This window comes from Vibrio chanodichtyis (assembly GCF_028863985.1).
Classification (GTDB): domain Bacteria; phylum Pseudomonadota; class Gammaproteobacteria; order Enterobacterales; family Vibrionaceae; genus Vibrio; species Vibrio chanodichtyis.
In genome coordinates this window covers 108783-132095 of sequence record NZ_JARBFT010000006.1, presented here as the reverse complement: position 1 = coordinate 132095, position 23313 = coordinate 108783, and the positions used below count along the sequence as shown (strand labels likewise).

Here is a 23313-nt window from a genome sequence, read left to right as displayed (position 1 = left end):
TGTCGATATTATGAAGATCACACGCAGAAACTCAATTACTCCGGCTTAAAAATTCCCATCATCGACGGATCGGCATGCTGACTCGGCGCAATCATACCCGAATCGGTATAATGATCGACTTTTATCCTTATTCCACCTACTATTCCGAGCGCAAATTCAACCGGCGATAAACGATTTTTTATGATTACCTTTTCTGATATTCAGCTACTGCGCGGCGGTAAACCCCTCCTTGAGCACGCTTCAGCCACCATTCATCCCGGCGATAAAGTCGGTTTAGTCGGTAAAAACGGCTGTGGTAAATCAACCCTGTTTGCATTGCTGAAAGATGAACTCTCAATTGATGCGGGATCGTTCAGCCAGCCCGCCTACTGGGAATTAGCTTGGGTAGCGCAAGAAACCCCAGCCCTAGATCGCACCGCACTGGAGTATGTGATTGATGGCGATCGCGAATATCGCGAGCTAGAACGTCAATTAGCTGAGGCGGAAATGGCCGATAACGGCACGAGAGTGGCGGAGCTGCACGGCAAAATCGAGATGGTCGGTGGTTATAGTATTCGTGCTCGCGCCTCAGAGCTGCTGGACGGCTTGGGCTTTTCACAACCACAGATGAGCTGGAATCTGACCCAATTTTCCGGTGGTTGGCGAATGCGTTTAAACTTGGCACAAGCACTGATTTGCCGCTCAGATTTACTGCTGCTCGATGAGCCGACCAACCACTTAGATTTGGATGCAGTAATGTGGCTCGAGCGTTGGTTACAAAGCTATCCTGGTACGCTGATCCTGATTTCCCATGACCGAGACTTCCTCGACCCGATCATCAATCGGATTGTGCATATTGAGAATCAGACCTTAAACGAATACACCGGTAACTACTCATCCTTTGAGCACCAACGCGCGCAAAAAATGCTCCAGCAACAAGCGGCCTATCAAAAGCAGCAAAAACAGATGGCGCACATGCAAAGCTATATTGATCGCTTCCGCTATAAAGCGTCGAAAGCTCGCCAAGCACAAAGCCGACTCAAAGCGTTAGAGCGGATGGAAACCGTGCTGCCAGCCCAATTTGATAACCCGTTCAGTTTTGAATTTCGTGAGCCAGCCGCGCTACCCAACCCGATCCTGATGATGGATCAAGTGGCGGCGGGCTACGGCGATAACTTAATTCTGGAAAAAATCCGTTTAAATTTGGTGCCCGGCAGCCGCATCGGTTTGCTTGGCCGTAACGGAGCCGGTAAATCAACCTTGATCAAACTGCTCTCTGGGGATCTGAAACCACAATCCGGTGACTGCAGCTACTCGCAAGGGGTAAAAATTGGCTACTTTGCCCAGCATCAGTTAGAAACCCTGCATCCGGAAGAGACGCCACTGCAGCACATGATGCAAATCGCCCCTGATAAAAACGAGCTGGAATTGCGTAACTACTTAGGCAGCTTTGGGTTTCATGGTGAAAAAGCCCTCGAAAAAGTTGCGCCTTTCTCTGGCGGTGAAAAAGCCCGTTTAGTGCTGGCGCTGATTGTATGGCAAAAACCCAACCTACTGCTGCTCGACGAACCGACCAACCATCTGGATTTGGATATGCGTCAGGCGCTGACTTTAGCGTTGCAAAGCTATGAAGGCGCAATGGTGATCGTCAGCCACGATCGTTACTTACTGCGCGCCACCACCGATGATCTCTATTTAGTGCATGATCACCAAGTTGCGCCATTTGATGGTGACTTGAATGACTACTACAAATGGCTGACCGATCAGCAAAAAGCCGAACGCAAAGAAACCCAAACTAGCAGTAACACCAACAGCACCAACAGCGCAGCGGCCAAAAAAGAGCAAAAGCGCCGTGAAGCCGATTTTCGTAAGCTCACCGCGCCAATTCGCAAAAAACTGACCCAGTTGGAAAATAAACTCGACCAACTGAACCAACAAGTCGGCGAAATGGAAAACCAGTTAGCGGATAGCGCCCTGTACCAAGCCGAAAATAAAGCCACCCTGACTGAGGTGCTGGCCAAACAAGCGGCCGCCAAATCCGAGCTAGAGCAAGTCGAACTAGCCTGGATGAGCGAACAGGAAATCTTAGAAGAGATGGAACAGCAATTTAACGCTTAAAGCACGCTAGCGCACAAACCGCCTAACCCCGACGCTGGTTATCTCGCTGGACCACTTGATGGACAGCGAGATAGCACAGACACTCGGCAACCTATTCGGTAAAAGCTGATAAATCTGTTAGCAAATCAAGAGGTATTGATGATCATCCCCTGGCAACAAATTGCGCCAACGACACTCGACAATTTGATCCGAGAATTTGTGCTGCGTGAAGGCACGGATTATGGCGATATAGAAGTGTCACTGGAGGAAAAAATAGCGCAAGTACGCGTTCAATTACAAACTGGGCAAGCGGCAATCGTCTATTCCGAATTGCATGAAAGCGTCGATATTAAATGCCAACCATTTTAACTCAGCAGTGACGACAACCTTGACCGTGCTATAGTCATTGAGCAACGGGAGCCAAGTGGGCACCCAATTCAAGGACTTAAGGACAAGGTTTGTCATGTCAGCTAAACACCCCATCATTGCGGTGACCGGCTCTTCCGGTGCCGGCACTACCACCACCTCAGAAGCGTTTCGTAAAATGTTCAATATAATGAACATTAAACCAGCATGGGTTGAGGGAGACAGCTTTCATCGCTTCACCCGCCCGGAAATGGATAGTGAAATCCGCAAAGCCCGCGAACAAGGTCGTCATATCAGCTATTTTGGTCCGCAAGCCAACGACTTCTCAGCGCTAGAAGAGTTCTTTTGTCAATATGGCAAAAGCGGCACCGGCCAAGTGCGCCGCTACTTGCATTCGTTTGACGAAGCCGTGCCATATCATCAAATCCCAGGCACCTTTACCCCTTGGCAAGCGCTGCCAGAAAACTCAGATGTGCTGTTTTATGAAGGATTACACGGTGGCGTGGTTGATGGCGCAGTCGATGTTGCACAGCACGTTGATTTTCTGATTGGTATGGTGCCGATTGTTAACCTTGAGTGGATCCAGAAATACGTGCGTGATACCCGCGATCGTGGTCATTCGCGTGAAGCGGTGATGGATTCGATCGTCCGTTCAATGGATGACTACCTCAACTTCATCACCCCACAATTTTCACGCACCCATATTAACTTTCAACGGGTACCGACCGTCGATACCTCCAACCCGCTCAACGCAAAAGGCATTCCAACCTTGGATGAGAGCTTTGTAGTGATCCGCTTCCGTGGCATTAAAAACGTCGATTTTCCATACCTATTGGCGATGATTGATGGCTCATTTATGTCACGCCATAACACCATCGTTGTCCCCGGCGGCAAGATGAGTTTTGCGATGGATTTAATTGTACGCCCACTGCTCCAACAACTGATTGAAACCGGAAAAATTGGTTAGCTCCGACCCGTTATGAATGCTTACTTTTCATACCGTGATCATGTGCACATTTTTGCGTAGCAAATCAGGCCAGCGACACGATTAAAATCAAGAAATCATTTTGGAAAGACGCTACTATTCTCAATCGAAACATAAGAGAGCTTGCAGCACTAGGTAACACCTTTTATTCTAGTAAACCCAATTGAGGCTTCGCTAAAATATGGATAGCGGCAAGCGTACCCTGCAGAGGAAGTGAGATAATTATGGTTCTAGGTAAACCTCAAACCGATCCAACACTAGAGTGGTTTCTTTCACATTGTCACATTCATAAGTACCCATCAAAAAGCACACTGATCCACGCGGGTGAGAAAGCGGAAACGCTGTATTACATCGTTAAAGGTTCAGTCGCGGTACTGATTAAAGATGAAGAAGGTAAAGAGATGATCCTCTCTTACCTAAACCAAGGTGATTTCATCGGTGAACTGGGCCTCTTTGAAGAAGGCCAAGAGCGTACCGCTTGGGTTCGTGCTAAAACACCTTGTGAAGTGGCTGAAATCTCATTTAAGAAATTCCGTCAATTGATTCAGGTTAACCCTGATATTTTGATGCGCCTTTCAGGTCAAATGGCTCGCCGTCTGCAAGTCACTAGCCAAAAAGTGGGTGACTTGGCGTTCTTAGACGTCACCGGTCGGATTGCCCAAACTCTGCTCAACCTAGCACGTCAACCTGATGCTATGACCCACCCTGATGGCATGCAGATCAAAATCACCCGTCAAGAGATTGGTCAAATTGTTGGCTGTTCACGTGAAACCGTTGGCCGCATCCTCAAGATGCTGGAAGAGCAAAATCTGATCTCTGCTCACGGTAAAACTATCGTGGTGTACGGTACTCGCTAACTGTTGCGTGATCACCAGATCGATAAAAAGAGCCACCCGTTGCATTGGGTGGCTCTTTTTTAGTTTAGTGTATCAGCGAATGGCTAACCAACCAGCGTAGCGATAGCGCTATCTAAGCGCGCCATCCCCTCGGCAATCTCTTGCTGGCTAATGATCAATGACGGAGTAAAACGCACCACACTCGCTCCCGCCACCAAGACCAGCAACCCTTGCTGACCGGCAGCCTGCAAAATATCCCGTGCACGGCCCTGCCACTGTTCATTCAACACCGCCCCCAGCAATAAGCCTTTGCCGCGCACTTCTTGGAACAGGTGATATTTTTGATTAATTTTTGCCAACTCCGCACGCATCCACAGCTCACGCTGCCGAACCCCAGCCAAAATATCCGGCTGAGACACAAAATCGACCACCGCTTCCGCCACCGCGCACGCTAATGGATTGCCACCGTAAGTCGAACCATGCACGCCAACCTGCATATGTTGCGCAAGTTTCGCGGTGGTCAAAATCGCACCAATCGGGAAACCACCCCCGAGCGACTTGGCGGTACTAAGAATATCCGGCGTGATCCCTAACCCTTGGTAGGCATAAAAATCACCGGTACGACCATTGCCAGTTTGCACTTCATCAAAAATCAGTAGCGCATGGTGTTTGTCACACAATTCGCGTACCGCTTGCACAAATTCGCCGCTGGGCGCAATAATCCCGCCTTCGCCCTGCAGCGGTTCCATTATCACCGCGCAAGTGCGATCAGAAATTTGTGCTTGTAACGCCGCCAGATCATTATAAGGCAGATGCACAATATCGCCCGGTTTAGGCCCAAAACCATCCGAATAGGCCGCTTGACCACCGACCGAAACGGTAAACAAAGTGCGGCCATGAAACCCTTGATTAAAAGCAATGATTTCCGATTTTTCAGCGCCATACACATCCGCCGCATAACGACGTGCCAGTTTCAGAGCCGCTTCGTTAGCTTCCGCACCCGAGTTGGCAAAAAAGACCTTTTCAGCAAAACTGACTTGAGTGAGTTTTTTGGCTAAACGCAGCGCTGGCTCATTGGTCATGATATTACTCAAATGCCATAGCTGATTGGCTTGATGGGTTAAGGCTTCAACCATCACTGGGTGGCAATGCCCCAAGCAACTCACCGCAATCCCACCAGCGAAATCGATATACTCCGCTCCGCTTTGATCCCAAACTCGTGCGCCACGACCTTTGACTGGGATAAACTCCATCGGGTTATAGCAAGGTACCATTACCTCATCAAACCAACTCCGATCGACACTCGCTTCCATCATCATTAACCACTCCCTTGCAACACTGCGCCACTAATGATTACTTATGCAATAAAAACGTTTTTTTATGAAGCTTTTTTTTATGAAAAATTAAAAATAGCTCAGAAAACGAAGCACTATACCCAAACAACTTGGAGTTGCAGGTAGGCGGCAAGTGAGTGAGTCCCCATGAGCATAGGTAAACTATGTGATTGGGGTGAAGGAACGTAGCCAACACCACTGCAGCCTCAAGTAGGAAGGGTATCGCGCCGTAAGAAATTGGCCAACAACTGGTGACCCTGCTCGGTTTTAATCGACTCAGGATGAAACTGCACTGCTTCTAGTGCTAGGCTTTTATGTTGAAAGCCCATGATTTCATCAACACGACCATCACTGAGCTCTGTCCATGCGGTTAGCTCAAAGCACTCCGGTAGCGTCTCATTTTTCACCACCAATGAGTGATAGCGAGTCACGGTCAGTGGATTATTCAGTCCAGCAAATAAGCCTTGTCCGCTATGGCGGATCAGCGAGGTTTTACCGTGCATCACCTGACGTGCGCGCACCACTTGACCACCAAACGCTTGCGCCATCGCTTGGTGCCCCAAACAGACACCTAAGATCGGTAGCTGGCCAGCAAAATGCTCAATCGCCGCCAGCGAAATGCCCGCCTCATTTGGGGTACAAGGCCCGGGAGAGATCACCAAATGGCTCGGCGCTAAAGCCTCAATACCATCGAGATCAATCTGATCATTGCGCACCACCTTAACCTTGGCCCCTAACTCACAGAAGTATTGATACAGGTTGTAGGTAAACGAATCGTAGTTATCGATCATCAGCAGCATGCATACCTCCTTGAGCGATGAAAATCGTGCGCGCTATTGTGCAACACTGGCTTTGAAAGGCAAGGTTTAAGCCAAACATGCCGACTTAAGCCGCACTTGGTGGGTGCTTTTTTGCGCAATTTGGCACGCTCAGCTCTACCCAATTTCCTCGGCTCAGTTATAATTCGCCGACTTTTATACCCGTACCGATTGCCACCACACCTTGGTGATCTGAGCGGTGATCCGATAATTATCAGGTAGCACACAGAGCAATGACAGTTCAGACTTTTACGCCCAACCAAACGACAACCTTGGAAACGGCGAAAAAAACCCTCGCACAACAGAGCCAAAGCGGCCAAACCACAGGCAATAAAATTGGTTTTGTTTCGTTAGGTTGCCCGAAAAACTTGGTCGATTCAGAACGTATTTTGACCCAACTGCGTACCGAGGGGTATGACATCGTCAATAGTTATCACGATGCCGACGTAGTGATTGTCAACACCTGTGGCTTTATCGATAGTGCGGTACAAGAATCGCTGGATACGATTGGTGAAGCGCTCAAAGAAAATGGCAAAGTGATTGTCACCGGCTGCCTTGGCGCGCGCGAAGATGAAATTCGCCAAGTGCATCCCAATGTATTAGGCATCACCGGTCCACACGCTTATCAAAACGTATTGGAACATGTACACCAATTTGCACCCAAACCAGCCCATAATCCATTTACTAGCTTAGTGCCGGATCACGGGGTAAAACTGACCCCCAAGCATTACGCTTACCTAAAAATTTCCGAAGGATGTAATCACCGCTGTACTTTCTGCATTATTCCCTCGATGCGCGGTGACTTAGTCAGCCGTCCAGTGGGCGATATTCTTAGCGAAGCGGAACGCCTGAAAAACGCTGGGGTAAAAGAGCTACTGGTGATCAGCCAAGATACCAGCGCTTACGGGGTGGATACCAAGCACAGCCTCGGTTTTGCCAACGGTTCACCAGTGCGCCACAATATCAAAGCACTGAGTGAAGAGCTCGGCAAAATGGGCATTTGGGTACGTTTGCACTATGTCTACCCTTACCCGCATGTCGATGAGTTGATCCATTTGATGGCGCAAGGCAAGGTACTGCCTTACCTAGATATTCCGTTCCAACACGCCAGTCCACGAGTGCTGAAAATGATGAAGCGCCCAGGACAAGCGGAACGCACCTTAGAACAAATTAAAAGATGGCGTGAGATCTGCCCAGAGCTGGTGATCCGCTCGACCTTTATCGTCGGCTTCCCAGGCGAAACGGAAGAAGATTTCCAGATCCTGCTGGATTGGCTGCAACAAGCCCAACTCGATCGCGTTGGCTGCTTTAAGTATTCCCCCGTCGAAGGGGCTACGGCCAATGAGATTGCAGATCAGATCCCGGAAGAAGTGAAACAAGATCGATTCGAGCGCTTTATGCTGGTGCAACAAGCGATCAGCGCCGCCAAACTGCAAAAGCGGATTGGCAGCACCATGCAAGTGCTGATTGATGAAGTCGATGAAGAAGGCGCGATTGGCCGTACCTACGCCGATGCTCCTGAAATTGATGGCTTAGTCTATCTCAATGGGGAAACCAAGCTAAAACCGGGTGAGCAAGTCAATGTGCTGATCGAACACGCCGATGAATATGATCTGTGGGGCAGCGTACAGCGCGACGCACAGTAAATCGAGTACAGAACCCATAATACCCATAATAAATAAGGCTAGCGCAAGCTAGCCTTTATTTTTCCACCGATCCAAGCAATACCGCAGTGGATATAGCTCAATCACGCAAGCAAAATGATTTGACCATGGCGCACTCAGCCCATGATTAACGTTTATGGGCGTGCCACAAATCCGACTGCCGCATAGACTTGTTGTAGCGTTTGCTGCGCCTTGGCTGAGGCTTTCTCTGCACCATCACGCATCACGCTGTTAAGATAGGCACGATCACTGCGAATCCGCTGGTATTGCGCCTGAATCGGCTCCAGCATCGCCACCAGCGCTTCACCAACGTCTTTCTTAAATGGGCCATACATCTCCACCCCAGCGTATTGCGCTTCAATTTGCGCAAAAGTTTGCCCGGTAGCAGCAGAATATAGCCCCATCAAGTTAGCAATTCCGGCTTTATTCTCTACATCGTAGGCGATCCGCGGTGGAGTTTCGGCATCGGTTTGCGCTTTGTTGATCTTCTTGATGATCGATTTAGGATCTTCCAGCAAGGTGATGACATTTTTGCGATTATCATCCGATTTCGACATTTTCTTAGTCGCATCTTGCAGGCTCATCACGCGCGCATTCACGGTTGGGATATAAGGCTCTGGGATAGTAAAAATCGGCTGCTCAGGGGCATAAATATTATTGAAACGGGTCGCGATATCTCGCGCCAGTTCTAAATGCTGCTTCTGATCACTGCCGACTGGCACTTGGTGCGCGCCATACAGCAGAATGTCCGCCGCCATCAACACCGGATAACCAAACAAACCAACATTCACATCATTGGCATAACGTGCTGATTTATCTTTAAATTGAGTCATGCGGTTCAGTTCACCCATCTGGGTATAACAGTTTAACACCCAACTCAGTTGCGCATGCTCCGGCACATGAGATTGAACAAACAGCGTGCTCTTTTGTGGATCAACCCCGACTGCCAAGCAGATGGCCAGTGCATCAAGTGTTGCTTCATACAGCGCTTGTGGATCTTGGCGTACGGTAATCGCATGCAGATCAACCACACAATATTGGCAATCATAATCATCTTGCATCTGTTGCCATTGACGCAGAGCACCCAAATAGTTACCGATACTTAGTTCACCAGATGGTTGAACACCACTCAATACAATGGGTTTGCTCATGGGTTTGATTTCCTTGCAGCTGAAATTAAAATTACACAATACTTAAAATGACACCAACCAAAGTGACAAAACCGCACTGAGATGGAGTGCGGTTTTAGCAGTGTACTTATTAACGAGTATTTTTCTAGTGCGAATAATAGGTTTTATGCCGAAATCTGCACCACCTCAAGTAGCGTGCCAATATCATCGGCCACAAAATCAGGCTGCGCATTAGCAATCGGCTCGCCGTGGTTGTAGCCATAGGTTAAACCAAACGAGTAACAGCCGGCATTTTTGGCAGCCAGAATGTCATTTTTCGAGTCCCCAACCATCAACATCTGATCCGCACTCAGTTGATGCTTATCCAGCAACCAATTTAGCGCCATCGGATCCGGCTTCTTATCTGGGAATGTATCGCCACCAATCACATCACTAAAAAAGTGGTCAATCTTATGCTGCACAAGCACTTCCGGCACAAAGCGCGATGGTTTATTGGTCACCAACGCCAAAATAAACCCAGCATTATGCAATGCTGCCAAGGTCGCTGTGACGTTGGCATACAGATGACTTAATTGATGGCCAGTTTGCGCGTAAAATTCATCAAACTTTTCGCGTGCTTGCCCTAGCAGGGCTGGGCTTAAATCGGAATTGATGGTTAAACTTTGGCTAAGCGCCCGTGCAATCAATACATCGGCACCATTGCCGACATAATCACGCACTTGTGCTTCACTGACCGTGGGATAACCAAGTAGGCGTGCAGTTTGATCCACCGCAAGCGCTAAATCCGGCACGCTGTCGAGCAGCGTACCATCCAAATCAAAAGCAATTAATTTTATCGATTTCAAAACAGGGTCCTAACTCAAATTAAATCTTGGCTTGTGCCAATTCAGCACGCATTTGGGCAATCACCGCTTGGTAGTCAGGCCGGCCAAAAATCGCCGAGCCAGCCACAAACATATCGGCCCCCGCCTCCGCAATCTCACGGATGTTTTCCACTTTGACGCCACCGTCGATTTCCAAACGAATTTGACGACCACTTTGCGTGATCCGCTCACGCACCGCACGCAGTTTATCTAAGGTGTGTGGAATGAAAGATTGTCCGCCAAAACCTGGGTTAACCGACATCAATAAAATCAAATCCACTTTATCCATAATATAATCAAGATGATGTAGTGGAGTCGCCGGATTGAATACCACCCCCGCCTGACAGCCACACTCTTTGATCAATTGCAGGGTGCGATCCACGTGCTCAGAAGCTTCAATATGGAAAGTGATCATCGAGGCACCAGCTTGAGCAAAATCGGGAATAATGCGGTCGACCGGTTTAACCATTAGATGCACATCGATCGGCGCGGTGATCCCATAATCGCGGAGCGCTTTACAAATCGGTGCGCCAAATGTCAGGTTCGGTACGTAGTGATTATCCATCACATCGAAATGCACCACATCGGCCCCAGCCGCGAGCACTTTGGCAACATCTTCACCTAAACGGGCAAAATCGGCGGAGAGAATGGATGGTGCAATGAGAAAATCTTTCATACTGACCTCATGAGGAATGGAATGCGAGCTGGATATAATGTGCTCGCTATTCTACCTAAGCTCGCCAACAGATCCTAGCGCACCACTCAGCGGCCAAGATCATTTTGGCGAATATCCCCTTTCTAGTTGAAGCTGCAGCGGTGTTGGCTACGTTCCTTCACCCCAACCACACAAGTTTGCCTATGCTCATCGGGACTCATTCACTTGCCGACTACCCGTAACGCCAAGTTGTTTGGGGATAACATCAAACTTGAGGGGCTGAATGTGGGGTAAATAAAGCAAGTAATTCATCGACTTTATTACGCCCTGCGCCATTGCGACTGATGGTGCGATTGGCTTTGACGACATTAAGCTGTGCTCCGCGATATAAACGGCGGGTATGGGTGGTGTCATGATTGGAAATCAACACTGAAATGCCACGCTCTTTGGCGGTTTTCTCGGCAATATCCGCTAACGCGGCTTGATCGTCGAGAGTAAAACCATTACCGGCATAAGAGGTAAAATTGGCGGTCGTTGAGAGCGGCGCATAAGGTGGATCACAATAGATCACGCTATCACTTTGCGCCTGCACAAAACTTTGGTGGTAAGAGGCGCAGATAAACGTTGCACGCTGAGCTTTTTCAGCAAAAAACTCCAGCTCTTGCTCGGGGAAATACGGTTTTTTATAAGAACCAAACGGCACATTAAAGCCGCCTTTTTTGTTGTAACGGCACAGGCCATTGAAACCAAATCGGTTCATATACAAAAACGCCAGTGAGCGAAACAGCACATCATCACTTTGATTAAACTGCTGACGAATATCGAGATAGGCTTCTTTACGATTATTTTCCGGCACAAACCAGCGTTTGGCTTCGGTAATGTAAGCTTGCGAGTCGGTTTTGAGCAAATTATAGAAATTGATCAGATCGGGATTAATATCTGCCAGCAGATAGCGCTCAAAATCCGTATTCAAAAACACAGATCCAGCCCCAACAAAAGGCTCAACCAATTCTCGAGCTTCTGGCAGATGGCGTTGAATGTCTTCTACTAGGCTAAATTTACCGCCAGCCCATTTCAGAAAGGCACGCTGCTTTTTCATCTACTTCTCTAATCACTGGCCACAAAATAAGGCTGCGGAATGTAACATATTTTTGCTTGAAGCTCAGGTTTATTTGTTACGTTCGATTTCGCGCTGCACCTGACTGAGTGACTTCGCCCAAGGACCCAATGCTTGTAGCGCAGCAGGCAGTTGCTCGACCGCATCGCGCGCCATTTGAATGGTTGGATAATTACCCTGCGTGACAATAAACCACTCCACCTCATTACGTAAGGTCGGATAAACGTAAACTTTATTGTGCAACTGATAGCGCTCAATAAATGCCTGCACATCTGGCAGTGAATTCATCGCCGCCAATTGCAAGGTATAACTGCGCGCCGACATCGCTTTAAGTTCATCACGTGCAAAAGAAAAACTGACCGCTGGCGGCGCAGAAACCGAGGCAACGCTTGGCTGCAGAGTTTGGCTTTTCAGTTGCGTAGCAGCTTGAGTTGACTCAACAAGTTGCTCAATCGCGACGGTATCGGTGGGATTGGCGGTGCCTTGCAGTAGCGCATCAACCACATCCGAGTTAATCACAACTCGCTTACCATCATCAGCCATGCCGACACTGGCGGTGGTCTCTACCACATCCGGTGGCAAAGCGGCCGTATCATCATAAGCGCCGAACCTCGTACCATCAGCCTCTGAAGTCGCCTCATTATTAGCCTGGGCATCATCAGCCAGCGCTGAGTGATTCGCAGCATCGAGGGGAGCAAGCACCGTTTGTTCCGCTGTTGCCAATTGCCGTTCTTGCGGCACCGGTTTTGAGAGTAGCCACCAATAGCCACCACCGAGCAACAGTAGCAATAACAGTATCACTAAGGTGATGTTGAATGGTGAGCCAATAATTGAGCGGATCACCACTCGCTTTTCTAATTTAGTTTCCGCCAATGCCATAATTTCCCCCGGTAACGGATGCACTTTTTTATACGCATTGCGAACTTTACGCTCAAGTTGTGGATCAACATAGCGCATCACTCGATTTTCGAATAACCGATCCGCTTCATCTTCGGACAGCATCTCAATCTCTAAATCGACAGGCTTATGCTCCTGACCGTAACTTAAACGAGCCAGCAACGCGTCCAAACCATTATCCCGAGCAAACAGCAACACATTAAGCGTCCAACGTGGATTCAGTTGTGCTTCTTGCACCAACATCCACAATTCGGAAATCAGCGACTCAGACAGCAGATGGGCATCATCGACCACAATGGCGATATCGCAGGTCTGCTCTTCAAATAGGTGAGTAACACTCTCAGCGAGCGGATCTTTGGGGTTGAACGAGGACTCAGATGCCAACTGTGACAAGATAGTCACTCGGCGCTGCTCATCATTTTGATTAGGATGACACATCAGCAGAGCTTGGTTTTTATCCGGCACCCAGCTCTCTAAAAAGCGCTGTGCCAACCAAGATTTACCTGCACCTTGCCGACCACACACATTCACTAAATGAGAACCAAAGCGAGTCAGTAGCTGTAACCGCTGCAATAATTCCGTTTGCGACTCTAAATCCAGTTCATGTGCCAAACTCATTGGGCCATCCTAATCACAATTGTCTGCTATCAATAAGGTTACACGAGCGTCCATTTTACACAGTGCGACAATACTCAATCGCCTGTGCGATCACAGCTTGAGCAACATCTTTTACTACTGCGGCACTGCCTATGCTAGTTGGTAATACGAGACGTAGCTCGCCGCCCAACACTTTTTTATCACGCAGCATATGCTGCATAAAATCGGCAAAGGTCATACTATCTGGTGGACAAACCGGTAATTGGGCTTGTTTGAGTAGCGCGACGATACGCGCAAACTGAATAGGATCAATCAAACCTTGCAGTAAGGCAGTTTTGGCCGCCATCACCGTGCCAGCCGCAACAGCTTCACCGTGTAGCCAATTACCATAGCCCATCTGTGCTTCAATCGCATGGCCAAAGGTATGGCCGAGATTGAGTAACGCGCGAATACCCGTTTCGGTTTCATCTTGAGCGACGATTTCAGCTTTGATTTGGCAACAACGGGCAATCGCATAAGTTAATGCGCTTTGATCGAGGGTATATAATGCATCGATGTGCTGCTCTAACCAATCGAAAAACGCCGCATCGTAAATAATCCCGTATTTGATCACTTCGGCCATGCCTGCGGCAAATTCACGTGCTGGCAGAGTGGCTAAACAGTCAGTATCAATTAATACCGCTTGCGGCTGATAAAATGCGCCAATCATGTTTTTGCCAAGTGGATGATTGACCGCGGTTTTCCCCCCTACCGAGGAGTCTACTTGCGACAATAACGTGGTAGGAATTTGGATAAAATCCACTCCGCGCTGATAACAAGCTGCTGCGAAACCGACCAGATCGCCAATCACTCCGCCACCGAGGGCAATGATCACCACATCACGGTTGTAGTTGTGTTCGAGCAAAAAGCTCACCACGGTATTGAACGTCTCTAAAGTTTTGTACTGTTCACCGTCAGGCAGCTCAAGCAATGCATGCTGACAGCCAAGTCGATCCAGTAATGAGACAATTGCAGATGCATAAAGCGGAGCTACCGTGTGATTAGTCACGATCACCACTTTCTGCTGGGTGGAGAGAGAAAGAAAGGCCGGATCAGCAAATAATCCGGCACCGATTGAAATTGGGTAGCTACGTTCACCTAAGTTGACCGTAATCCGCTCCATGGTTTTGCACTCCAATTCTTCGAACAAATCTTACATGATGTGTTCTTCTAGCATTTTTACGATCTGATTGGCTACCACTTTTGCACTTTGATCGTCAGTACGCACGGTGATATCCGCTATTTCTTGGTACATCGGGTTACGATCTTCGGCTAATTGCTCTAACACATCACGTGGGCAATCGGTTTGTAATAACGGACGCTTTTTATCACGATTGGTGCGGGCCAATTGCTTTTCGATGGTCGTTTCGAGGTACACCACGATACCGCGAGCAGACAAGCGATTGCGATTATCTTTACTGATCACAGAGCCACCACCGGTCGCCAGTACGATACCTTGTTGCTCAGTTAGATCATTAATAACAGCCTCTTCGCGCTTGCGGAAGCCTTCCTCACCTTCAACATCAAACACCCATGCGATATCAGCTCCGGTACGTTCTTCGATAACCGTATCAGAGTCAACAAACTCCATGTGCAGTTGTTGCGCAAGGTGTCTACCAATTGTACTTTTGCCGGCGCCCATCGGGCCAACAAGGAAAATATTGCGTTTCTCAGCCATGTTTAGCAGTAATTTACAACGTTAATTCAATGACATCGCCACAAGAGTTGCTGGACATAAGCCAACAGTAGGTATGCTTGTGGCACCTATTCCTCACCGATATTTCGTGATAAGACCCGAAATTATCAAGGTATGGTGCCACTATTGCAACTTTAATTTTTGTTCACTGGTTTTACGCACGCTAAGTTATTGAATGACCACTTTCGGCGTGACAAAAATCAGTAGCTCACTTTTACCCATTTGCTCGTAAGTGCGGCGAAACAGAGCGCCTAATACGGGCAGATCGCCGAGCAATGGCACTTTATCCACCGAATTATTGATACTGTGTTGGAAAATGCCGCCCAGTACCACCGTTTCGCCATTATTGACCAACACCTGAGTGCCGATCCGCTGGGTATCAATTGAAACCGCTTCTCCGGTTCCGGTTTTGACCGTTTCACCACGTCGATCTTGAGTCACGCTCAAATCGAGCACCAAGCGATTGTCTGGGGTAATTTGCGGCGTCACTTTTAAACTCAATACCGCTTTTTTAAATGATACGGTTGAAGCGCCGCTGGAGGAAGATTCGAGGTACGGGATCTCAGTACCTTGTTCAATATAGGCGGGCTGTTTATTGGTGGTGATCAGTCGTGGGCTAGAGATGATCTCTGCTTTTGACTCATTTTGCAGTGCCGAAAGTTCTAAATCGAGCAACGTATCTGAACCTAATTTGGCCACCTGGAAAGCAATCGAAGGTGCGTTGGCTGAAGCGCCTAAGTTAACATTTAAGAAATTATCGAGCGGAAAGTCATCATCACCGAGCAGACCTTGTTGCCAGAGATTGCTTTCAATCGAACCACCAACGGAATGGCTACCATTGGTTGACATCACTCCCCAACGCACCCCAAGCTCATCAATATTGCCTTCCTTGACGGTCACGATCCGCGCTTCAATTTGTACTTGTTTAACTGGGATATCCAGTGATTCAATGATCTCACTGATCACCGCGATATTGTCCGGTAACTCACGGATCAGTAGCGAGTTAGTCCGCTCATCAATGCTGATTGAACCACGATCCGACAGCATATTAACATTGCCCTCACCGCCGATCATCGCGGCGATATCCGACGCTTTGGCAAAGTTAATCTTGATGATTTGTGATTTTAAATCGCCAAGCTCTTCGGTCAAACGCGCCTTTTCCAAAGCTTGTTTCTCACGTAGATCCAGCTCTTCTTTAGGAGCAATCAGAATCACGTTGCCATCGACCCGCTTATCCAAGCCTTTGACTTGCAAAATAATATCCAGCACTTGCTGCCAAGGTACCCCATCTAAGCGTAAAGTGAGGTTGCCAACCACTGAATCCGAGACCACTAAATTGAAGCTGTTATAGTCAGCAATCAGCTGCAAGACATTGCGCACCGGAATATCTTGGAAGTTAATCGAGATCAGCTTGCCCTCTTTTTCCAAGATACTTTTCGATTTTGGCTTTTCATCCACTTTGAGTTTACTGATCACCACTTCAAGGTATTTGCCTTTTAAAGAGTAATCATGCTTAAACTCACCCTCAATGCTCACAATCAACTCTGTGGTCGGCTGCTTTCTAAACACTTCAATGCTCTGCACCGGAGTGGCAAAATCTTTTACATCGAGCAGATAAAGCTTGTCATCGGCCACATCGGTTTTCAGCAGATCAATGCTTAACCCTTGTGGGATCTTTTGCACATCCACTACTACCGAAGCGGAAGCCAATTCCACAATTAACACGGCGGCCTGGGCTTTATTGACTCGAAAATCAATATTTTCTAATCGATTAGCCGAAACAGAATCAACAGCATACGCGACGGAAGAAGTGCAAACCGCCAAACCAATCCATAAGGTCAACCAAGTCTGGGCGACATAAGTTTTCAATCCATTTTTCATCGTGATATCTCTACACTTCAACCTATTATTTTAAAGCCAGCTTGACGTTACGCTGATTCCAACACCCTAAGCCATCCGGCAAGGTTTCATTAATTAACAAGTAGCGCTCATCGACTCGCGTGATCTTGCCATTATTATTTCCAACATATTGCCCCGCTTTGACCTTAACCACGTTCCCATTCGGGGTCTGGATCAAGGCTGAAATCGATCCTCCACTGCTCATCACGCCCTTAAGACGTAACTGAGTGAGAGGATAACGCTCAAGGGGGCCATTTTTGGGGCGCGGTGCAGGTTGCCAACAATCGGTTTGTGCGACCGGTTGATTGTGTACCAGCGCTTCTTTGGGCAGCATAAATGGCTCACGTCCTTTATGCTGTTGATATTCAACGGCGGAAAACTCCAAAATCGGCTTGAGCTTAGTCACTTCTTGGCGAGCTTCGCGCTCGATTTGGGCAACATAGCTGGCTAAATTGTCTTGATTGGCTTTGCAGCCAACCAACATCAACAAGCTGAGTAACAGCGGCCAAAGCGAATTATTTTTCATCCTCCACCTCCGGCTTAAACTGATAGGTGTAGGCTCTGACTCGAAAATGCAGTGTGCTGCTTTCTTGACTGACTCGCTGCCAATCAATGTCATCAAAATGAATAATCCGTGGTAGCTGGGCTATCGCCTGAGAGAAATCACCAATATCGTGATAGTTACCGGTCAGCTCAATATTGAGAGGTAAACGATACAGAAAGGCTTGATTTTGGCGTTCACCCCAATCAATTCTGGTGAAGGTCAGTGAGTTATCTAGGCCTAATTGATTGACTGACGCCAGCATACTGGCCAGCTCTTTTTGTACCGGCAATTGACGTAATAAAAAGTCATAGCGCTGTTTTAATTCATCGAGTTGCGCTTGGATCTGTGGCAAAGCCGCCACTTTGTTGGCTTTGATCCTCAGAGTGGCTTTAACCGTTTGTTCTTCTTGTTTCAAAGCGTTGATTTGATCTTGTTGTGGCATCAGATAGAACCAGTAACCCGCTCCTTGAACCAGCAACATCAACAATAAAATCGCCAATAACTGAGGCAATAATGGCCATTCGGTGATCTCATCAAGTTCCAATTCTTGCAAATTAGTCATCGGATACCTCTCCCTGTTTTAGCTCAGATCGCGCCAGCAACAATTGGAAAGAGACTTTGAAGCTCTGAAACTGCTTACCAAAACGTTTATTGCCCGCCACAATCTCATGCATCTCCACCTCGCTTAATTTGGTCGACTTTTCTAGGTTGTCGAGCATAGTGGCTAAACGGGCGGTCGAATCGCTAATACCGGTGATCTCTATTTGCTGACCATTCATTTTGATCTTATCGACATACACACCTTCTGGGATCAACTGCGGCATCAGATTCATAAAATCGGTGGTGGTATTGCGTTTGTGCTGCAATTGCTCGACCACATGCAGCCGAGTCAGCAGCGCTTTGTGTTCCTCTTCGCTCAGTTTCAATTGTGAGACTTGCTGATCGAGCGAAAAAATATGCTGCTTTAAATAACCAATCCGCTCTTGCTGTTGCGCCACTTGACGGCTCAAATAGTTACCTGCGGCAAACTGCATCAACACCGCGAGCAAAATGCCGAGCATGACTAAACCCAAAAAACGCCGTTTATGAGCTTCACGCCGCGCTTCTCGCCATGGCAATAAATTAATTCTATCCAACATGCTCACCCTCCAGCCACGCTAAACCACGCAAGGCCAAACCTGCCGCGGTGCTAAACCGTGCCCCATCACTCACCGGTCGCTGACGCCTCGCTACATCGATTGTGAACAGTGAGAATGGATCCAATATCTCACAGGGTAGCCCTAAACGCTGCTGCAGGGCCTCAGTCAAACCCGCCATCAGTGCGCCACCACCAGAAAGCCATAGACCACTCAGATGTTGCGCCCCATATACCGAGGTAAATAACTGAATTTGACGGGCGGTTTTATCGACCAACTCATCGATAAAGCGCTGTGTTGGATCTTGCAGCGCTAATGGATTAACGGTGAATTCGCTCCTCGGTTCGACTTCAAGTAGTTGAGTACCGAACGGAATATCTTTGTAAAAAGGCATTTTGTCTGGCCAATCAAGGCACAGGGTGCTTTGGCTATAGCCAATATCAATCAACATCCAATCCGCACGCCGCTGAGCACGACTCGCGTGTTGCCATAACTTCAGCAAGCTATGCACCTGTACATCGATCAAGATCGGCTCAAAACCCGCTTTTTTACTGACGTGTAAACGACTGTCGACCACTTCAGTTCTGGTGGCATAAACTTGGAACGTTGTCGTGCTACTGCGCGCAACAGTACTATTCGCAATCTCGACAAAATCGAAACTCAGATCTTCGACCGGAAAAGGGGATTGATGGGCGAAAGCCTGATAGATAGCAAACTCCTGCTCACGCGGTTCAAGGTCACTATCGATGGGTAATGATTTGCTGATCACCGCATTATCCGGAATTGCCAATGCGACTTTACGACTAAATAGCGGTAACCCCTTTTTTAGTTGTTTGAGTTTCTTTACAATTTTCTGATAATCGAGCGTGTAGTTATCGGTGAAAATATCCGCGGTAACGAGCAACTCCTCATACCCCACCAGCGCGTAGGTGTCGCCCATAGGTTTGAGCACCACAGCTTTAATGCTGTGATGGCCGATATCAATACCCGTAACTAATGATTTACCCATGAGGCTAAGTTCCCATAAAGATGTCCAGCTCAACCGACCGATTGCTCTATACTTGGCAATAAATAGGCAGATGAGATTGGGTGAGCTAAGGTTCTTGCCTAGAGTACAAGGGTTTGCATTAGTGCAGCCTCAACTAAACAGGGATTCTCCGGTGAAGTTCATAAAGCGTTTGTTAGTATTTTCATTGATTTGCATTATTCTTGGAGTCACTACAATCTTTGGTTTCTATTTCTATCTGAAATCAGAATTGCCAGATGTCGCGACTTTGCGTGACGTTCAGTTACAAACTCCGATGCAAGTCTTTAGTCAAGACGGTAAGTTGATCGCCCAATTTGGCGAGAAACGCCGCATTCCACTGAAGCTGGAAGAGATGCCGAAAGCGTTAATTGACGCAGTGATTGCCACCGAAGATTCTCGCTTCTATGAACACTATGGGTTTGATCCGATTGGTATCACGCGTGCTGCGTTTGCCGTGGTCGCATCGGGCAGCGCCTCACAAGGCGCGAGTACCGTAACTCAGCAATTAGCGCGTAACTTTTTCCTCTCCAATGAGAAAAAAGTCATGCGTAAGATCAAAGAGATCTTTATCGCCATCCACATCGAAGAGCTGCTCAGCAAACAAGAAATTTTAGAGCTGTATCTGAATAAAATTTATCTTGGTTACCGCTCTTATGGCGTGGGTGCGGCAGCTCAAGCTTATTTTGGCAAAGAGGTAAAAGACCTCACCTTAGGTGAAATTGCGCTGATTGCGGGTCTTCCAAAAGCGCCTTCGACCATGAACCCGATCTATTCCGTCGAGCGCGCGACCAATCGTCGTAACGTGGTGCTACTGCGCATGCTGGATGAAAAATACATCACACAAGCCGAATATGAAGCTGCTCGGCGTGAACCGGTGTTAGCCAAATATCACGGGGCAGAAATTGAGTTAAATGCACCTTATGTGGCGGAAATTGCCCGCGCTTGGATGGTCGAACGCTATGGTGAAGAAGCGGCTTACACGTCAGGGATGAATGTCTATACCACGGTGGATGCCAAGCGACAAAAGGCGGCTAATCAAGCCGCGGTCAATAACTTGATCGCTTATGATGAGCGCCATGGTTATCGCGGCGCAGAAAAAGAGTTATGGTCAGCCAACCAACCCGCTTGGAGCAGCAGTCAACTAACCCAATACCTCAGCAATGAGCCAACCTATGGCGATATGTATCCTGCGGTGGTACTGAGTGTCGAGAATCAATCCGCACAGGTTTGGGTGAAAAGTTACGGTCAGCAAACCATCGCTTGGGAAAATATGAACTGGGCGCGCCGCTTTATTAACGATGATCGGCAAGGTCCACTGCCCCGCAGTGCGAGCGAATTTTTAGCGGCTGGCCAGCAAGTGTGGGTTCGGCCACGTAGCCAGGATGGCCAGATCGAGGCTTGGAAACTCAGCCAAGTGCCGAATGCCAATACCGCTTTTGTCGCCATGAATCCAGATAATGGAGCGGTACTTGCGCTGGTGGGCGGCTTTAACTTTGTACATAATAAATTTAACCGCGCTACTCAGTCGGTGCGTCAAGTGGGCTCGAGTATTAAGCCGTTTATCTATTCGGCTGGGTTGGATCAAGGGCTGACATTGGCCACCTTGATTAATGATGCACCGATTAATCAATGGGATGAGAGTCAAGGCACCGCGTGGCGACCTAAAAATTCACCACCGACTTACACTGGCCCGACTCGGCTTAGAATTGGCTTAGCTCAATCGAAAAACGTCATGGCAGTGCGAGTATTGCGTGAAGTTGGTTTGGATAAAACCCGTCAATATTTAACCCGCTTTGGCTTTAGTCTTGATCAACTACCACGCTCAGAAACCATCGCGCTCGGCGCGGGTAGCTTGACGCCAGTACAAATGGCACAGGGTTTCTCGGTGTTTGTGAATAATGGCTACTTTGTTCAACCTTTCTATATTAGCCGAGTCGAAACACCATCCGGCAAACTGGAGTTCAGCGCTGAACCGAAAGTCGTCTGCCATCAACAGTGTGCCGCAACACTCAATGAGTTTGCCGAACAAGATGTCAACACCGCTTATGCGCCACAAGTGATCTCCGAACAAAACGCGTTCCTGACCCGCGAAATGTTGTACAGCAATATTTGGGGGGGCGGCGAATGGAGTTCAGACACGGGTTGGAATGGTACGGGCTGGCGCGCGCAAGCACTGAAGCGGCGTGATATTGGCGGCAAAACCGGCACCACCAATGATTCAAAAGATGCATGGTATAACGGTTATGGCCCGGGCATTGTCGCCGTGGCTTGGGTCGGTTTTGACGACCATAGTCGCAACTTAGGCAAAACGGCACCAAATCGTAATCTTGACGACGATGTCTCCGGAGCGGAATCGGGTGGTAAAACCGCGCTACCCGCTTGGGTTGAGTTTATGTCGCTCGCGCTGCAAGAAGTACCGACCCAACCCAAAGTTGTGCCCGATAATATAGTGCGGGTACGCATTGACCGTGAGACTGGACTACTGACCAACAAATTGGATTCCAGCTCAATGTTTGAGTATTTCCAAGCTGGGACAGAACCGACTGAATACGTGGGCGAACATGTCAATGAGTCGATTTACTCATCCAGCACTGGTGAAGAGTTGTTCTAACTTACATCGATAACCAACCGAGGCGGCATTGACCGCCTCGTTTTTTTTGGCGTTAAATTGACTCTAGCTCGGTAGGTTGCAAGCACTGCTGAATCACCGCCGCCAACTGCACAAAACGCTGACGCAAAGGCGAGCCAGGCCGATGAGCCAGCACCAAACGGCGTGAAGGCTCAGGATTGATTGCACGCAGATAACACACGCCATCTTTGTTTTTTTCTGCGGGCAGTGCCAATTGAGGCAATAAGGTAATCCCAGCCCCAGCGGCAACCATATTGCGTAACGTTTCTAAACTGGTGGCTTTAAAACGCTCATCATCCTTTGCGCCAGCAGCAAAACAAAAACCTAACGCTTGATCGCGTAAGCAATGCCCATCGCCCAAAGCTAACACCGTTTTATCTTTCAGTTCCAACATCTCGACCGCATCGCGCTCAGCCCAAGCATGATCACTTGGCACCGCAATCCGCATCACCTCATGATACAGTTCAATCTCTTTAAATGGCGCGGTCTCTTCTACCGAGGCTAATACCAAGCAATCGAGCTTGCCCTCTTCAAGTTGCCGCACCAATTGATGGGTCTGCGCTTCATGCAGGTAAAGCTCCAATTCCGGAAAACGCTGTTTCAAGGTTGGGATGATCCGCGGTAATAGATAAGGCCCTAAAGTTGGGATAAATCCGATGTGCAGCGGGCCGGTCATTGCTCCGGTTTGCTGATTTGCCATATCTTTAAAGGTTTTCACTTCGCTGAGAATTTTCTTGGCCTGATCGACCAACTGCAGCCCAGACTCAGTAAACAGCACGCGCCGACTACTGCGCTCAAGCAAGGTAGTCCCTATCTCATCCTCTAATTTACGGATTTGACCACTGAGCGTTGGTTGACTGACAAAACACGCTTCTGCTGCTTTACGAAAATGCTTGTGGTCGGCTAACGCGACCAGATATTCAAAATCACGAATGTTCATGCTTTACCCACATAGAATACGCCTATCAAAACCATAGCATTAAACGATTAGAGCTATCAAAGTAT

Annotated in this window: 20 protein-coding genes and 2 pseudogenes; 6 read left to right on the top strand and 16 right to left on the bottom strand. The window is 48.2% G+C overall.

The window, feature by feature from the left end:
- The first annotated feature begins 180 nt into the window (after positions 1 to 180).
- The 4 genes from PUN32_RS08305 (at position 181) to crp (ending at position 4284) form a co-directional block, all read left to right on the top strand.
- Positions 181 to 2097 (top strand): ABC transporter ATP-binding protein, encoded by a 1917-nt coding sequence (locus PUN32_RS08305; protein WP_274722654.1) that lies wholly within the window; start codon positions 181 to 183, stop codon positions 2095 to 2097.
- A 138-nt stretch (positions 2098 to 2235) separates the two neighbouring features.
- Positions 2236 to 2445, top strand: a complete 210-nt coding sequence (locus tag PUN32_RS08300; RefSeq protein WP_274722653.1) for a YheU family protein — start codon at positions 2236 to 2238, stop codon at positions 2443 to 2445.
- 94 nt (positions 2446 to 2539) lie between these two features.
- Complete coding sequence (locus tag PUN32_RS08295; protein WP_274722652.1) at positions 2540 to 3409, top strand: phosphoribulokinase; 870 nt, start codon at positions 2540 to 2542, stop codon at positions 3407 to 3409.
- A 242-nt stretch (positions 3410 to 3651) separates the two neighbouring features.
- Positions 3652 to 4284 (top strand): cAMP-activated global transcriptional regulator CRP, encoded by a 633-nt coding sequence (gene crp, locus PUN32_RS08290; protein WP_000242749.1) that lies wholly within the window; start codon positions 3652 to 3654, stop codon positions 4282 to 4284.
- 83 nt (positions 4285 to 4367) lie between these two features.
- Here the strand turns inward: crp and PUN32_RS08285 are convergent, their stop codons facing one another.
- Positions 4368 to 5582 (bottom strand): aspartate aminotransferase family protein, encoded by a 1215-nt coding sequence (locus tag PUN32_RS08285; RefSeq protein ID WP_274722635.1) that lies wholly within the window; start codon positions 5580 to 5582, stop codon positions 4368 to 4370.
- Positions 5583 to 5803: 221 nt separating this feature from the next.
- Positions 5804 to 6397 (bottom strand): aminodeoxychorismate/anthranilate synthase component II, encoded by a 594-nt coding sequence (locus PUN32_RS08280; RefSeq protein ID WP_274722634.1) that lies wholly within the window; start codon positions 6395 to 6397, stop codon positions 5804 to 5806.
- A 251-nt stretch (positions 6398 to 6648) separates the two neighbouring features.
- Between PUN32_RS08280 and rimO the strand changes: the two genes are divergently transcribed.
- On the top strand, positions 6649 to 8061 hold the full coding sequence (rimO, locus tag PUN32_RS08275; protein WP_274722632.1) for a 30S ribosomal protein S12 methylthiotransferase RimO: 1413 nt from the start codon (positions 6649 to 6651) through the stop codon (positions 8059 to 8061).
- A gap of 152 nt (positions 8062 to 8213) precedes the next feature.
- Here the strand turns inward: rimO and trpS are convergent, their stop codons facing one another.
- From trpS to pilM, 13 genes and pseudogenes are all read right to left on the bottom strand, one after another.
- A complete protein-coding gene (gene trpS / locus PUN32_RS08270) occupies positions 8214 to 9230 on the bottom strand; it encodes a tryptophan--tRNA ligase (RefSeq protein WP_274722631.1) in 1017 nt (338 codons plus the stop codon).
- Between the two features lie 143 nt (positions 9231 to 9373).
- Positions 9374 to 10054, bottom strand: coding sequence for a phosphoglycolate phosphatase (locus PUN32_RS08265; protein WP_274722630.1), 681 nt, complete (start codon positions 10052 to 10054; stop codon positions 9374 to 9376).
- 19 nt (positions 10055 to 10073) lie between these two features.
- Positions 10074 to 10748, bottom strand: coding sequence for a ribulose-phosphate 3-epimerase (gene rpe / locus PUN32_RS08260; RefSeq protein WP_274722629.1), 675 nt, complete (start codon positions 10746 to 10748; stop codon positions 10074 to 10076).
- A 244-nt stretch (positions 10749 to 10992) separates the two neighbouring features.
- Complete coding sequence (locus PUN32_RS08255; RefSeq protein WP_274722628.1) at positions 10993 to 11826, bottom strand: Dam family site-specific DNA-(adenine-N6)-methyltransferase; 834 nt, start codon at positions 11824 to 11826, stop codon at positions 10993 to 10995.
- Positions 11827 to 11895: 69 nt separating this feature from the next.
- Positions 11896 to 12474: pseudogene (locus tag PUN32_RS14120) on the bottom strand (SPOR domain-containing protein); the annotation flags it as partial.
- Positions 12475 to 12984: 510 nt separating this feature from the next.
- Positions 12985 to 13359, bottom strand: a pseudogene (locus PUN32_RS14115) (ATP-binding protein); the annotation flags it as partial.
- Positions 13360 to 13414: 55 nt separating this feature from the next.
- Positions 13415 to 14500 carry a 3-dehydroquinate synthase gene (aroB, locus tag PUN32_RS08245; protein ID WP_274722626.1) on the bottom strand — a complete coding sequence of 362 codons (1086 nt, stop codon included), beginning with the start codon at positions 14498 to 14500 and terminating at the stop codon, positions 13415 to 13417.
- A 30-nt stretch (positions 14501 to 14530) separates the two neighbouring features.
- Entirely contained in the window at positions 14531 to 15055 is a 525-nt protein-coding gene (aroK, locus tag PUN32_RS08240) for a shikimate kinase AroK (protein ID WP_166014237.1), read from the bottom strand.
- A 186-nt stretch (positions 15056 to 15241) separates the two neighbouring features.
- Positions 15242 to 16954 carry a type IV pilus secretin PilQ gene (locus PUN32_RS08235; protein WP_274722625.1) on the bottom strand — a complete coding sequence of 571 codons (1713 nt, stop codon included), beginning with the start codon at positions 16952 to 16954 and terminating at the stop codon, positions 15242 to 15244.
- A gap of 25 nt (positions 16955 to 16979) precedes the next feature.
- Positions 16980 to 17498: a pilus assembly protein PilP gene (locus PUN32_RS08230; protein ID WP_274722624.1), complete on the bottom strand. Its 519-nt coding sequence runs from the start codon at positions 17496 to 17498 to the stop codon at positions 16980 to 16982.
- Positions 17488 to 18078, bottom strand: a complete 591-nt coding sequence (pilO, locus tag PUN32_RS08225) for a type IV pilus inner membrane component PilO (protein WP_274722623.1) — start codon at positions 18076 to 18078, stop codon at positions 17488 to 17490. Before pilO ends, PUN32_RS08230 begins: the two co-directional genes overlap by 11 nt.
- Positions 18071 to 18655 (bottom strand): PilN domain-containing protein, encoded by a 585-nt coding sequence (locus tag PUN32_RS08220; protein WP_274722622.1) that lies wholly within the window; start codon positions 18653 to 18655, stop codon positions 18071 to 18073. Before PUN32_RS08220 ends, pilO begins: the two co-directional genes overlap by 8 nt.
- On the bottom strand, positions 18645 to 19661 hold the full coding sequence (gene pilM, locus PUN32_RS08215; RefSeq protein ID WP_274722621.1) for a type IV pilus assembly protein PilM: 1017 nt from the start codon (positions 19659 to 19661) through the stop codon (positions 18645 to 18647). The genes PUN32_RS08220 and pilM overlap by 11 nt, the downstream gene beginning before the upstream one ends.
- A 151-nt stretch (positions 19662 to 19812) precedes the next feature.
- Here pilM and PUN32_RS08210 point away from each other — a divergent pair, with 151 nt between their 5' ends.
- On the top strand, positions 19813 to 22290 hold the full coding sequence (locus tag PUN32_RS08210; RefSeq protein ID WP_274722620.1) for a penicillin-binding protein 1A: 2478 nt from the start codon (positions 19813 to 19815) through the stop codon (positions 22288 to 22290).
- 52 nt (positions 22291 to 22342) lie between these two features.
- Here PUN32_RS08210 and oxyR read toward each other — a convergent pair whose 3' ends face one another.
- Positions 22343 to 23248: a DNA-binding transcriptional regulator OxyR gene (oxyR, locus tag PUN32_RS08205; RefSeq protein WP_274722619.1), complete on the bottom strand. Its 906-nt coding sequence runs from the start codon at positions 23246 to 23248 to the stop codon at positions 22343 to 22345.
- Positions 23249 to 23313: the final 65 nt, after the last annotated feature.